The 13,002-nt window shown below is 53.0% G+C and carries 12 protein-coding genes; 3 read left to right on the forward strand and 9 right to left on the reverse strand.

What is annotated here, in order from left to right:
• Window position 1 precedes the first annotated feature (1 nt).
• Both RAHAQ2_RS22570 and RAHAQ2_RS22575 read right to left on the reverse strand, forming a co-directional pair.
• Entirely contained in the window at window positions 2-1,297 is a 1,296-nt protein-coding gene (locus tag RAHAQ2_RS22570; protein ID WP_014341699.1) for a type II toxin-antitoxin system HipA family toxin, read from the reverse strand.
• 3 nt (window positions 1,298-1,300) lie between these two features.
• Complete coding sequence (locus tag RAHAQ2_RS22575) at window positions 1,301-1,552, reverse strand: helix-turn-helix domain-containing protein (RefSeq protein WP_014341700.1); 252 nt, start codon at window positions 1,550-1,552, stop codon at window positions 1,301-1,303.
• A 252-nt stretch (window positions 1,553-1,804) separates the two neighbouring features.
• Here RAHAQ2_RS22575 and RAHAQ2_RS22580 point away from each other — a divergent pair, with 252 nt between their 5' ends.
• Window positions 1,805-2,515 carry a GntR family transcriptional regulator gene (locus RAHAQ2_RS22580; protein WP_014341701.1) on the forward strand — a complete coding sequence of 237 codons (711 nt, stop codon included), beginning with the start codon at window positions 1,805-1,807 and terminating at the stop codon, window positions 2,513-2,515.
• Between the two features lie 5 nt (window positions 2,516-2,520).
• Here RAHAQ2_RS22580 and RAHAQ2_RS22585 read toward each other — a convergent pair whose 3' ends face one another.
• A complete protein-coding gene (locus RAHAQ2_RS22585; protein WP_014341702.1) occupies window positions 2,521-3,720 on the reverse strand; it encodes an enolase C-terminal domain-like protein in 1,200 nt (399 codons plus the stop codon).
• A gap of 324 nt (window positions 3,721-4,044) precedes the next feature.
• On the opposite strand from RAHAQ2_RS22585, the gene RAHAQ2_RS22590 reads away from it, so the two are divergent.
• Window positions 4,045-5,445 (forward strand): PTS transporter subunit EIIC, encoded by a 1,401-nt coding sequence (locus RAHAQ2_RS22590; RefSeq protein ID WP_037041113.1) that lies wholly within the window; start codon window positions 4,045-4,047, stop codon window positions 5,443-5,445.
• A gap of 6 nt (window positions 5,446-5,451) precedes the next feature.
• On the opposite strand, the gene RAHAQ2_RS22595 is transcribed toward RAHAQ2_RS22590, so the two are convergent.
• On the reverse strand, window positions 5,452-6,324 hold the full coding sequence (locus tag RAHAQ2_RS22595; RefSeq protein ID WP_014341704.1) for a fumarylacetoacetate hydrolase family protein: 873 nt from the start codon (window positions 6,322-6,324) through the stop codon (window positions 5,452-5,454).
• 158 nt (window positions 6,325-6,482) lie between these two features.
• On the opposite strand from RAHAQ2_RS22595, the gene RAHAQ2_RS22600 reads away from it, so the two are divergent.
• Window positions 6,483-7,406: a LysR family transcriptional regulator gene (locus tag RAHAQ2_RS22600; protein WP_014341705.1), complete on the forward strand. Its 924-nt coding sequence runs from the start codon at window positions 6,483-6,485 to the stop codon at window positions 7,404-7,406.
• A gap of 18 nt (window positions 7,407-7,424) precedes the next feature.
• On the opposite strand, the gene RAHAQ2_RS22605 is transcribed toward RAHAQ2_RS22600, so the two are convergent.
• Genes RAHAQ2_RS22605 through RAHAQ2_RS22625 form a run of 5 tightly spaced genes read right to left on the reverse strand, consistent with a single transcriptional unit; the run spans window position 7,425 to window position 12,965 of the window.
• Window positions 7,425-8,390 (reverse strand): ABC transporter ATP-binding protein, encoded by a 966-nt coding sequence (locus tag RAHAQ2_RS22605; RefSeq protein WP_014341706.1) that lies wholly within the window; start codon window positions 8,388-8,390, stop codon window positions 7,425-7,427.
• Entirely contained in the window at window positions 8,387-9,391 is a 1,005-nt protein-coding gene (locus tag RAHAQ2_RS22610) for an ABC transporter ATP-binding protein (RefSeq protein WP_014341707.1), read from the reverse strand. Before RAHAQ2_RS22610 ends, RAHAQ2_RS22605 begins: the two co-directional genes overlap by 4 nt.
• A complete protein-coding gene (gene opp4C / locus RAHAQ2_RS22615; protein WP_014341708.1) occupies window positions 9,388-10,335 on the reverse strand; it encodes an oligopeptide ABC transporter permease in 948 nt (315 codons plus the stop codon). Before opp4C ends, RAHAQ2_RS22610 begins: the two co-directional genes overlap by 4 nt.
• On the reverse strand, window positions 10,335-11,294 hold the full coding sequence (locus RAHAQ2_RS22620) for an ABC transporter permease (RefSeq protein WP_014341709.1): 960 nt from the start codon (window positions 11,292-11,294) through the stop codon (window positions 10,335-10,337). The genes opp4C and RAHAQ2_RS22620 overlap by 1 nt, the downstream gene beginning before the upstream one ends.
• A gap of 51 nt (window positions 11,295-11,345) precedes the next feature.
• The gene (locus tag RAHAQ2_RS22625; protein ID WP_231572412.1) at window positions 11,346-12,965 is read right to left on the reverse strand and encodes an ABC transporter substrate-binding protein; all 1,620 of its coding nucleotides are present in this window, start codon (window positions 12,963-12,965) and stop codon (window positions 11,346-11,348) included.
• Window positions 12,966-13,002: the final 37 nt, after the last annotated feature.

Consider the following 13,002-nt stretch of genomic DNA (forward strand, 5'->3'; position numbering starts at 1 on the left):
ATTAAGGCAATCGCGCTGCCTGACGCCGGAGTCCTTCAAAAATTGCATGGCTGATTTTTGCCGGAAAATCAACCGGCAACGTAGCTTTCACATCTGCAATCACCTGTTCTGTTTTTTCTTTCATTTCCGTCATCATGGCTGATACGTTTTCTTGCGAGTAACTGACCCGTTGTGCCGTTGAGACAAAATGACGGGGCAGGATCCTGTCCCAGTGGAAATGCCGGTTACTGCCGAGTACCGCCATCGCCATTTTTGCTTTCTTCGCCGGAATACCTGTTGGATGCATCAGAGGAAATGCTGACATCACGTCATAAAGCGGTGTCATACGGTATGCGCTACCCGGCTCGATATAAACACTGAAATTCTTCGCATGACCGTCGATAGCAGCCAGCATCCAGAAGAGGATCTGGCTCTTAAAAAACATGTCCCGATCCCCTCCTGCGCGTTGAGAACCCAACAAGAGCTTCATTGAGCGCGCAATCCCGGGGCCGCCATCAGCCTCATATTTCAATGCCGGGGCGACGCCTAACGCCTGACAAAAATCCTCCTGAGGTAAACGCATCAGCCAAGATCCATCCTGCGACCAGCGACGGTCAAAACGCTCAACGACTAATACTTTTTGCGAGCCAAAGTTGGCAATCTCAGATCTCGCAACAGGGAATCCAAATTTTTCGGCTATCTTCAGACATAACCATTCATTCTCCACGCTCTCGCTGAGATCAATGCCATTGTTAGCGATATAACCAATGGGGAGTTTAAGGATATGGCTGGTAGGCGTACTACCCTGCGGGCGATGCCACTGGTCGCGATACCAGAGCAAAGCCGTTTTTTCCTGTGCACCGGCCAGAGAAATGCGAAAGTCTTCAATGTCAGCTTCCATGCCCAAAGGTGCATCCTTATATCCCTGCAGAAGCTGCTCAATATCCTTTTCACCAAGCGGTTGGGCATGAATTTCAGTGACAGGTGCAACCTGATCACCTTCAGGATAGAGCTGGATCGCACCGACACAGTCACCGCCGATCCGCGAAAGCAAATCGAAAGGCTGCTTCGTCGGGATGTGGAAACGTGCCTGAATACGGCTGCGTATCTGTTCGTTATCGGGTAGAAGATTGTCAAAAAAGTTGTATACCACTGCGCCACGGAATTTATCTGCCTGAAGAGGTAATGATAACGAGATAGCACGGGCTCCGGGGCGATCGAGCCAGCTTTGATGATAAACAAATGACATTTCACCACTGCCGCCTTTTTCCAGGGTACCAACAGCAATGCCATTTAATGCAAGCGTTAACTTATCCATGTATTACCACTCCTGATCCCAGGAACTCTTTTCCTGCGGATTGCTATCCCTTGGCGTGATCTGGAGCTCTAAATCCAGCGCCGCCAATAATTTGAACAGTGTTTCCAGACGGGTGCCGTCCGGATAATTTTCAAATTCAGAAACCGTAGACTGCTTCAGGCCAATGGCCTCAGCCGTTTTACTTTGGCTAAGTTTGCGCTTTTTACGCTCATTACGCAGCGCACTGGCGAGCATTTTTGCAGAAGTAATGTTCATATTATCCTCCCTGGCGGATAATATCAGTGTATCCCTTACAGGGGATAAATCAACATTTATCCCTTACAGCAGATAAAATATAAAATATCCCTTTTAGGGGATAATACAGAAGCGCATATTCCAACGATGATGCTCTGTAAAAGCAAAATACAGCCTGCAAGCTGTTAACGATAAATACAGTTTATAAGCTGTAATTTGCCCACGGCGGCCTCCTCATGCTCAAATACCCGTTTCTCGCACAGATAACATCCCATGAAAAAAAGCGAATTTATCGCTCAGGATTTACTGAGCAAGATTTATCAGCACAGCGGATCGCTGCCGGAGAAGTTACCGCCGGAGCGCCAGCTGGCGGAGGAATACGGGGTTTCGCGCTTTACCGTGCGCAAGGCGCTGGAAAAACTGGTGAGTATCGGGGCGGTGCGCATTGTGCAGGGCTCGGGAATTTACATTAACCCCGGCGTGGGCAGTAATCCGCTGGTGTACAACTCGATCACCGAAAAGAAATTCGCCGAGATCAGCTTTAAAATGCTGGAGCTGCATAAGCGGCGTCCGGACAAAGAAGAGCAACAGGTGTTCGATCTGAGTGCTGATGATTTTATCTGGGCCTTCACCCGTTTGCGGCGTATCAGCCAGCGCAACGTACAGATTGAATATTCCCGCATGCCTGCCCGTGAATTTAGCGATCTGAATCAGAAGACCATCGAGCATTCCATTCAGCAATATGTTCTTAGCAAGGGCTATGCGATTTCACATTCCCTCACCCGCTATCAGGCGGTGACGGTGAGTAAAGAACAGGCACACATTCTGGGATGTAAAAAAGGCATTGCCGCCATGCACATTACCAACAGAGGCATTTTGCAGGGCGGCAAGGTTTACGCATTCAGCGACATTATCGACATCGATTATTCCTGCACTTACGTGATCCCCTTTAATCAGGACAATCTGGCTTTTCGCCAGACGTAAAAGCGTTACGGCGTATGGATCACACCGTCCGGCAGACGGCTTTGCGTCCATTCATGCGGACGGTACACCACCGGAAATTCTGCCGCCGCCTGCGGGTCAAAGCCCACGCCGATCCCTGCTTCTTCTCCCGGATAAAAATAGCCTTTCTCCGGTGCCTGTGCGCCGGGAAACACCCGCTGTGTGTTGGCCGGATACGCGACAAATTCCTGAATTGCCGCATTATGCAGATGAATATTGAGGTGCGTATTCACCGCAGCGCCTACCGGCGTCATATCCGGCGGACAATGCCACGCCAGTCGCACGCCAAAGCTCTGACAGAAATGCGCCAGTTTTAATGCCGGGGTGATGCCGCCGATTTGCGAAACATGACAGCGGATAAAGTCGATCCGGCGGTGAATAATCAGATCCTTCCACTCTGCCGGGTTATTGAATAACTCGCCGGTCGCCAGCGGCACCGCTGTCTGACTGCGGATCTGCGCCAGCCATTCGTTCTGGTCCGGTGGCAGAATATCTTCAATAAAGTAAGGCCGGTATTGTTCCACGGCTTTGGCAAACTGCACCGCCTGCTGCGGGAACAGCCGTTCGTGAACGTCGTGCAGAATGTGGAACTGATTGCCGTATTTTTCACGCAGCGCTTTGAACATCGCCAGCGTGTTGTCGATGTACTGATCCTGATCGTAATACGCGCCCGCCGTCGGTTCGCGGGTACTGTGAAAATCACGCGCATTGCCACCGTAAAAACCCAGCTGACAGCGGATATGCCGGTAACCTTCGCCCAGCAAACGATCCACTTCGCCATACAATTCTTCCAGCGTTTCGCCCGCCGCATGGCTGTAAGCGGTGACCGCATCCTTCGATTTACCGCCAAACAAATGATACAGCGGCATATTCGCCAGCTTGCCTTTGATATCCCACAGCGCCATATCAATGCCCGCAATGGCGTTATTGATCACCGGCCCGTTACGCCAGTAGGCGTTCACCATCATCATCTGCCACAAATCTTCGATGTGATTGGCATCGCGGCCGATCAGAAGCGGTTTAAGATATTCATCGACCATCAGTTTGACGGCCAGCGGGCGCTGCTGGAACGTCGCGCAGCCCAGGCCGAAAACACCACAATCCGTCTCAATTCTGACCACCACTAAATTATGACGATCGGGGTGCGTTATCTGACATTCGATATTGGTAATCAGCACAGGCTGCATGATAAATCCTTAATAAAGACCGTTATTATTTTTCATAAAAAGGCGGCAGGAATATTCGTATTGCTGTTATTTCAACGTATTTTCATCCTGCTTGTAAACCTTAAATTCAGGCTTTTATTTTTGGTTTAAAAGCACGCGTGAATATCATTTAAAAACAAACCAATTTAACTGCACTGCATGCAAACAACGCTTTTATGTCGGGTTTTGTGATGAAGATCCTGTTTTATTGGTTTGTTTTTGAAAAAGGCCATCATTACACTCCCCTTCCATCTGACAATGAATAATTAATGTGTCGTCGCGGGGTTCAGGGTGAATACAGAAATAATGCATTCGGTTATTAAGCTGGTTGGGGGAGCGGGAAATATCAATAAAGTCTGGCATTGCATGACCCGCTTGCGCTTTGATTTACGCGACGAAAATAAAGTGGCCTGGGATGAGATTAAAAATCTGCCCGGCGTGCTCGGTGCGCAAAGCCAGAGCGAACAGGTACAGATTATCATCGGGCCGAGGGTGAATATCTGGTACGACGCCATCGTGTCGCAACTGGATCCGGTGACCGGCAACGCTGAAACAACAACAGGAAATGTTTCCACAAAAGGACGCAAAAGCCTGGTGTCGATGTTCATGGATACCGTCTCCGGCGTGTTCGGCCCGATCGTTCCGGCCATTGCGGGCGCGGGGATGATTAAAGGTTTACTGGCCGGACTGATTGCCCTGAAAGTCATATCGGCCAAAAGCGAAACCGTGATGATCATCGATTTGATCGCCAGCGGCGTGTTTTACTTCCTGCCGTTTTTCCTCGCGGTTTCTGCAGCGAAAATCTTCAAAACCAATGAATATCTGGCCGCCGCCGTGGCCGCCTGCCTGATGTACCCGACGCTGATGGACGCGGCAAAAGCGCTCGCCAGCCATACAACCGGTGCGCCGACCGCGCTGTATTTTATGGATGTGCTGCCGGTGTCTGTCTTCAACTATTCGGCCAGCGTGATCCCGGTGATTTTCTCCGTGCTGGCGCTGAGTTACATCCACCGCTGGGTAGATAAAATCATGCCGGATGTGCTGAAAACCGTCTTTACGCCGACGCTGACACTGTTTATCGCGGCGCTGGTATCGCTGACGCTGATTGGCCCGGCGGGGATTTATCTCGGTAAATTACTGGCATTTGGCATTCAGGGGTTATTCGATGTCTCGGCGGTGTTTGCGGGCTTTATTGTCGGCGCGATCCGCCCGGTGGCGATCCTCACCGGCATGCACCACGCGATGACGCCGATTGCCTTGCAGAACTTTACCGATCAGGGCTGGGACATGCTGATGCCGATGATGTTTATGGCCAACATGGCGATTGCGGGATCGACCTTTGCGATTTATTTCCACGTTAAAACCCGCGAACAAAAATCCGTGGTGCTGTCAGCAGCGATTTCCGGTTTGCTGGGGATCACCGAACCGGCATTATTCGGCGTACTGACGCGCTACAAAAAAGCCTTTATCGCCACCACCCTCAGCAGTTCCGTGGCGTCGGCATTTATCGCATTCTTCGGGGTGCGGTTGTACGGCTATATTCTGTCGAGCATTTTCAGCCTGCCCGCCTACATCGGTCCGTATTTCATCTACATTGTGATGGGCGTGGTGCTGTCGCTGGGGCTGTCGTTCACGCTGACCTATCTGATGGTCGTCAAAAACAAAGGCACCGAACACACGGTGCCACTGGTAAATCAAACGCGCTGAGGTTTATCAGGCCGCTGTCTTTGAATGCGTCATCTCAGACAGCGGTGCATTCTGAATAAGATTGGTCAGCCGCCCGATATTTTCAATTTCCACTTCAATCTTGTCATTCTCATGCAGGAACAACGGCGGAACGCGGGTTTTACCGACGCCGCCCGGTGAACCGGTCATGATCACATCACCCGGAGAAAGCTGAGTAAATGTGCTGATGTAGGCGATCATTTGCGCAATGCTGTGCACCATATTGGCCGTGGTGTCATCCTGCACCAGCCGGTCATTCAGCCAGGTTTTAATGCTCAGATTTTGCGGGTCGCCCACTTCATCCGGCGTCACCATCCACGGACCAAATGCGCCAGTCGATGGCCAGTTTTTACCTGCGGTATACCATTTATGCTGCCAGTCACGCACCGAGCCATCCATATAGCAACTGTAGCCAGCAATATAATCCAGCGCGTCATCGGCTGAAATATTACGGCCGGTACGGCCGATAACAATCGCCAGTTCGCCTTCATAATCAAACTGCTCAGAAGAAGCCGGTTTGATGATGGTGCCATTATGCCCGACCTGTGAATCCGCAAAGCGGACAAACAACGTTGGCGCGTCGCTGGTTTCGTTAAATTCTTTGCGTTTTTCCGCGTAGTTCATGCCCACGCCAAAAATTTTCCCCGGCCTGTCGATAACCGGCAGAAAACTGATGTCGTTCAGCTGAAGGTCCGCCGGCAACTGCACGTAACGTTGCAGTTCTTCCATCTGATGATGTGCCATGAATTCGTTAATGTCCCGGCATCCCGAATGCGCGCCGACGTCGACAATCCCGTCTTTTTGGTAGATGCCGAAGCTTTTAGTGTGGTCTTTACTGATGATGAAATTAACAATTTTCATAGATGCACTTAGAGTCTTATTTTACTTAAAACAGGTGGATTCGCTGGCGTTGTCTTCCCGGCGACGCCCTCGCCGCCGTGAAGATCGCGAGATTATTGACCCTGCGTTTCATGCCTTCTACTATATTTTATTACCTAACTGATGAATTTCAGGAATCAATGTTAAATAACAGAGACTTAGATTACTTCGTTACTGCGGCAGAGATGATGAATTTGAGACTTGCGTCACAAAATTTAAATATAACTCAGCCTGCGCTGTCGAAATCTATCACCCGTCTTGAGCGCGAACTGAAGATCAAACTGTTCAAACGCGCCGGTCGCGGGCTGGAACTGACCGAAGCGGGACGCATTCTTTATCAGCGTGGGGTCGCGCTGCAAAGTGCTTATCTTGAGATTGGCGAAATCATGAATGAACTGAGCAGCGGCGCGGGCGGGATCGTTCGCGTGGGCGTCTCCGGTTCAGCAACGCAATTCTTACTGCCGGAAATCTGCAAAATGCTGCAATCGCAGGTGCCGAATATGAAACTGGAAATCCAGATCGGCATGAATGACGTGCTTTTTGCCCTGCTGGAACGTCATGCGATCGATGTGATCATCGGGCCTTTAGTTAATTACGACAGTCCGGTGGTGCAGTTACCGGTAACCGCCGACCGGGTGATCGTCGCCGCGTCCCGCGATCACCCGCTGGCAGGGAAACCCGCCAGCCTGCGGGAACTCAGCCGTTATGGCTGGATTTTGCCAGCCAAAACCGTGTCGATGCGCCAGTGGCTGGATAAGATGTTCTATGAAAACCATTGTCCGGCACCGGACGTAAAAGTGGAAATAAGCTCGCTGGCCTCGGTTCCGGGGCTGATTGCCAAAAGCGGGTTGCTGAGTTTTTTGTCGGAGAACATTCTGGTGGAAGAAGAGTTTCTTTCACGGCTGATCCGTATCGATAACGATCAGTTAGTGATGGAACGCCGTGTGGGGATCACCTGGCTGGAAGGGGCATTTCTCTCGCCTGCCACACAGAAGGTGATCGATGTGACCCAAAGCGTCGGGCAAAAAATGCAGATGGAAGCCCGCCGGATCATGGAGGAGTGAATTCCGGCGGGTGAAGGGTTAAACCTGATGGCAGGCCACGTGATGGCCGCTTTCTATCTCACGCAGAACCGGAATGTCCTGACGACAGTGGTCGGTTGCACGCGGGCAGCGGGTGTGAAAACGGCAGCCGGCAGGCGGTTTTGACGGATCCGGAATTTCACCACTGACCATCGCCACCGGTTCGCTGTCCGGATCCAGCGTTGGCACCGCTGCCAGCAACGCCTGCGTGTAAGGATGCAGGGGCTTGCGGAACAACGCATCGCGGCTGGCCGTCTCCACTAACTGGCCGAGATACATCACCGCCACGTCATCACAAAGATGCTCTACCACGCCGAGATCGTGCGAGATAAACAGGAATGTCACGCCATGATCGTCGCGCAAATCCGCGAACAAATTGATGATCTGCGCCTGAATCGACACGTCCAGCGCGGAAATGGGTTCATCAGCGATGATAAAGTCCGGTTGCAGAATAAGCGCACGGGCGATGCCGATACGCTGGCGCTGACCGCCGGAAAACTCATGCGGAAAGCGGTTGTAATGCAGCGGCGACAGGCCGCAGATTTTCATGACATCCCGCACTTTCTCGGGCAGTTGCGCCCGCGTACACCGCTTATGTTCCAGCATCGCTTCGCCAATGGCATCACCAATGCGGATCCGCGGGTTCAGCGAACTGTACGGATCCTGAAAGACCAGCTGGATTTTCGGGCGCAGGGCTTTCAGTTGTTTCGGTTTCAGGCTGTGCAGGTCTTCACCGCGAAACTTCACGTTGCCCGCCGTTTTGTCATACAGCCCGAGCAGTGTACGACCCACCGTGGTTTTTCCGCTGCCGGATTCACCGACCAGCCCAAAAATCGTGCCTTTACGGATGTTAAAACTGACGCCATCCACGGCGCGCAACTGGCCGGTTTCCTGCCCGAACACGCCGTCGCGGATCGGGAAATACTTTTTCAGGCCATCCACTTCAATCAGATATTCAGCATTCATGGCTGTAATCCCCTGTTTTCGTTGTCACTTACGGCGCTCAGCCCGCTGTAAAAACACGCTGCCTGCCGGTACTGGCCTTCCAGCGGCGGGATCCCCTGACGGCATCGGTCAGTGGCGCGGGCACAACGTTCAGTGAATGCGCAATAAGGCGGCAGTGCGGCCAGATCCGGTACCTGGCCGGGAATGGAATACAAGCGGCGACGGCGTTCTCCGGGGGTAGGTCTGGAGGCGATAAGCCCCTGTGTATAAGGATGCAGCGGATTGCGCAGCACCTGCGCCGTTGCGCCCTGCTCGACAATTTTACCGGCGTACATCACCACGACGTGATCAGCCATTTGCGCGATCACCCCTAAATCATGGGTAATCAGCATCAGCGCCATGTGATTCTGCTGCGCCTGTTCACGCAGTAAACGCAGGATTTGCGCCTGAACCGTGACATCCAGCGCGGTAGTGGGTTCGTCCGCAATCAGTAACTGCGGCTTACAGCTCAGCGCCATCGCAATCATGATGCGCTGCAACATACCGCCGGAAAGCTGATGCGGATAACTGGTCATCAGGCTTTCCGCCCGCGCCAGCCCGACTTCGGTGATCATCTTCGTCGCATGCGTCCACGCCAGTTTCGGCGATTCACCCAGATGGCGGATCCGCGGTTCAACCAGTTGTTCGCCGAGGGTCAGTACCGGATTCAACGCAGTCATGGGCTCCTGAAAGATCATCGCCAGCTGGTTACCGCGCAAATCCGCCATCTGTGATGGCCTAAGTTTGAGTAAATTCTGCCCCTGAAACAGGATTTCACCGCCATCGATACGCGCAGCCTGTGGCGGTAACAGCCCCATCAGCGACATCGCCGTGACACTTTTCCCGCAGCCTGACTCACCGACAATACCCACGGTTTGCCCCGCCTGAACGTCAAAGGTAACATCCTGCACCGCACGCACGCGCCCCTGATCGCTGGAGAACGACAGCGAAAGCTGATTAAAACGGATCAACGGTTGCGTCATGTTTTGCTCCGTTTCAGCTTTGGATCGAGCGCGTCACGCAGGCCATCGCCCAGCACGTTGATCGCAATCACAGTAATAAAGATCGCCACACCCGGCGGCATCCACAACCACGGGCGACGCTGGAAGTCGATCAGACTGTTCGCCGCATCCATCATATTTCCCCATGACGGCGTCGGTGGCACCACGCCTAATCCCAGATAGCTGAGTGCCGATTCGCTGAGAATGGCGTTCGCCACGGCCATCGTCGCCATCACCACCAGAATCGGCACCGTGTTTGGCAGTAAATGGCCGAACAAACGGCGGCGGGAAGACAAGCCGAGTACCTGCGTCGCCAGCATGAAATCACGTTCACGCAGGGAGAGAATTTGTCCGCGAACCAGACGCGCCAGCTTCGGCCATTCCAGCAGGCTGAGCATTACGATCACCATGTACACACGGGAATCCGGCGAAAAATCCAGTTCAGAAAGCATCGCCCCCATGACAATCAGCAGCGGCAGGCTCGGAATAGTCATCACCAGATCGGCAAAACGCATGATGATTTTATCGGCCACGCCGCCGAGATAGCCGGATACCGCGCCCATGAGATATCCGAGCGTCACGGACAGCAACATGGTCAGCATGCCGATAATCAGCGAGATGCGCCCCGCCAGCAGCAGCCGCGTATAGACATCGCGTCCGAGAAAATCGGTGCCCAGCCAGTGTTCAGCATTCGGCGCTTTGTTGATCATCAGCGCATCAGTGGCATCATCGCGCCAGGGAGAATAGTCAGGACCCGCTATGCACCAGACAGCCATAACCAGCAGCAGGATTAAGCAAAACATCGCCAGCCGGTTCTGACGCAACGCCCGCCACGCCTGCCGCCAGGGTGACGGCGTCGCCTGAGCAAGCATTGGAATTTGCGCTTCGCGCAGGCGGCGGTTTGTCGAAAATAAAGAACCAAACATTACGACCTCACACGGATACGCGGGTCAGCCCACGCATACAGCACGTCGGCAATCAGATTGCCAAGAATGGTCAGTACCGCCAGAAACAGCGTGAATCCCATCAGAACCGGGTAATCACGCGCTGCCAGCGAATCAATATGAATGTGACCTGCACCCGGCCAGTTGAAGACTTTTTCGGTGATCAGCGCCCCGGAAAACAGCCCGGGCAACTCAAATCCCAGCAGCGTAATAATGGGCAACAAGGCATTTCGCAGCGCGTGTTTGAGGATGACAGTACGTTCCCGCAGGCCCTTCGCCCGTGCGGTACGGATGAAATCCATGCGCACCACATCCAGCATGCTGGCACGAAAATATCGTGTCAGGCTGCCCGCCTGTAGCATCACCAGTGCAACGACCGGCAACACCAGATGCGCGGCCACCTGCATCACCCATGCCCAGCCGGTCACGTCACTGCCGGTGTTGGTCATGCCACCCACCGGCAACCAGTGCAAATCAACGGCAAACCATTTGATCAGCAGCAGGCAGAGGAAAAACGTCGGGAAGGACATCGCGGCGAAGATAACCACACTCACCACGTGATCGAACAGGGAATAAGGCTTCATCGCCGAGACAATACCGACCGCCAGCGCGATCCCCCAGTACAACACCATCGCAATAGTGGCGAGCAGAAAGGAATTCCAGATGTACTGATCCAGCAACTGGCTGACCGGGATCTGATATTGCAATGAAAAACCCAGATCACCCCGCAACAGATTTCCCAGCCAGTGCAGATAACGGCTGAGCAGCGGTTGATCCAGGCCGTATAAGGCTTTCAGTTCAGCAGCGCGTTGTGCGGTCAGCGTAATATTGCCATCAATAAAATCGCCCGGCGTTTTGGCAAACAGCATGAAGATGAGCAGCGAAGCGAGGAACAACATCGGAATGGTTTGAAGCAAACGACGCAGAATGAAATTTCTCATGACTTTCTCATTGAAGCTGCCGGACTCTTCCGGCAGCTGCGTTATGTCTGTTTATTTTACGATTTTGACGTCCGGCAGACTGCCGGTCAGACCGTTGTAGATATCCGGTTTAAAACCGGTCACGCGTGCGCTGCTGGCTGAAAGAATTTTGCGGTTACCGAGCAGGATCGCCGGCGGATCGTTAGCCAGCACTTTGTACAGCTCATGGTAAATCGGCTTACGCTTTTCGATATCCAGCGTGGCGTTGCCTTCGTTGATCAGCTTATCGACTTCAGGATTGTTGTAGCCGGATTCGGTAGCCTCGGTGCTGTAGTAATCCCACACGCCATCATGCGGATCGTTAAGCGTGCTGGTGCTGAATGATGCCAGATCATAATTGCCCGCTTTACGCTGCGACATCAGGGCGTTGAAGTCCACGACCTGCGGTTTCAGCAGTACGCCAATTTTCTGATAATCTTCTTTCGCAATCGGGATCAGCGCATCGTTGAGCACTTTTTTGCTGACCAGCAGCGTCAGTTCGAGACGTTTACCATCTTTCACACGAATACCGTCGCCGCCAACTTTCCACCCTGCCTCATCCAGCAATTTACTGGCCTGCGCCGGATCGAATTTGTACGGATTCACGCCATCAGTGTTGTAAGCCCAGGAAATAGGCGCGATCGGCTCAATCGCCACGGTGCCGTAACCCTGATACACCACGTCGATCAGTTTCTGGCGATCCAGCCCGTAGATCAGCGCCTGACGCACTTTCACATCCTGCAACGCCGGGCGATGAACGTTAAATTCAATTTTGCTGTAATCACTGGATCCGTACAGATTGATATTGGCGAAGCCGAGCATTTTCAGCTGTTCGATGTCATCCGGGCGGGAAGTGAAGGCATCGTAATCCGTATCGCCGGTCTGGAATAACTGGAAGTTAGTCGACGGGTTGGTCACGCGATAAATGAAGCGCGGTGTCGGCGGAACGCCACGATAGTAGTTTGCATTGGCGTGGAAGCGGATCTCCTGCCCCGGAATGTACTTGTCGTACACGTAAGGGCCGTTGCCCAGCGGCTTACCGTGCAGCGTGCGCAGGTAATCGAGATTTCCGCGCTGGTAACCTTTGCCATAATAGGCTTTCGACAGCACGGGCCCGCCGATTTTTTGCAGCGTGGTGGCTCCCGGTTGGGTGGTGGTAACCTGTAACGTCAGCGGGTCGATCACCTTCAGGCCGCTGATGCTTTCCGCTTTACCTTGTTTGTATTCCTCACCACCGGCAATATGCGCCAGCGTGATATCGGTATCACCATCGTATTTTGGGTCATAGAGCACCGTCAGTGTAAACGCGACGTCTTCAGCGGTGAGTGATGAACCGTCACTGAATTTCAGGTCAGGACGTAGTTTGATGGTATAGGTTTTGCCATCCGGGCTGACGGTCCAGCTTTGCGCCAGGCCAGGAACCAGTTTGCCCTGGCTGTCCCAGTCGATCAGACGGGCGAAAATCACGTTAGTGACGTTTTCATCCCAGCCGTTGACGAAAAAATACGGGTTAAAAATCCCCTGCGGTTCAGAAATCCCGGCAATGACCGTATCAGTGCGCAGCTTCGCCGCCGCAGGCACCTGGCTTGCATCTGTTGCCGGCGTGATGCCTTCCTTTAAAACATCATCAGCGAATGCAAAAGAAGACAGCATCACGGCGCTGGCCAGTAATGCGATTTTGAAAGAAGCA

Source organism: Rahnella aquatilis CIP 78.65 = ATCC 33071, from assembly GCF_000241955.1.
Classification (GTDB): domain Bacteria; phylum Pseudomonadota; class Gammaproteobacteria; order Enterobacterales; family Enterobacteriaceae; genus Rahnella; species Rahnella aquatilis.

Coding starts and splice junctions, on each gene's coding strand:
- RAHAQ2_RS22570 (WP_014341699.1), bottom strand. CDS start 1,297: ATGGATAAGTTAACGCTTGCATTAAATGGCATTGCTGTTGGTACCCTG.
- RAHAQ2_RS22575 (WP_014341700.1), bottom strand. CDS start 1,552: ATGAACATTACTTCTGCAAAAATGCTCGCCAGTGCGCTGCGTAATGAG.
- RAHAQ2_RS22580 (WP_014341701.1), top strand. CDS start 1,805: ATGAAAAAAAGCGAATTTATCGCTCAGGATTTACTGAGCAAGATTTAT.
- RAHAQ2_RS22585 (WP_014341702.1), bottom strand. CDS start 3,720: ATGCAGCCTGTGCTGATTACCAATATCGAATGTCAGATAACGCACCCC.
- RAHAQ2_RS22590 (WP_037041113.1), top strand. CDS start 4,045: ATGCATTCGGTTATTAAGCTGGTTGGGGGAGCGGGAAATATCAATAAA.
- RAHAQ2_RS22595 (WP_014341704.1), bottom strand. CDS start 6,324: ATGAAAATTGTTAATTTCATCATCAGTAAAGACCACACTAAAAGCTTC.
- RAHAQ2_RS22600 (WP_014341705.1), top strand. CDS start 6,483: ATGTTAAATAACAGAGACTTAGATTACTTCGTTACTGCGGCAGAGATG.
- RAHAQ2_RS22605 (WP_014341706.1), bottom strand. CDS start 8,390: ATGAATGCTGAATATCTGATTGAAGTGGATGGCCTGAAAAAGTATTTC.
- RAHAQ2_RS22610 (WP_014341707.1), bottom strand. CDS start 9,391: ATGACGCAACCGTTGATCCGTTTTAATCAGCTTTCGCTGTCGTTCTCC.
- opp4C (WP_014341708.1), bottom strand. CDS start 10,335: ATGTTTGGTTCTTTATTTTCGACAAACCGCCGCCTGCGCGAAGCGCAA.
- RAHAQ2_RS22620 (WP_014341709.1), bottom strand. CDS start 11,294: ATGAGAAATTTCATTCTGCGTCGTTTGCTTCAAACCATTCCGATGTTG.
- RAHAQ2_RS22625 (WP_231572412.1), bottom strand. CDS start 12,965: ATGCTGTCTTCTTTTGCATTCGCTGATGATGTTTTAAAGGAAGGCATC.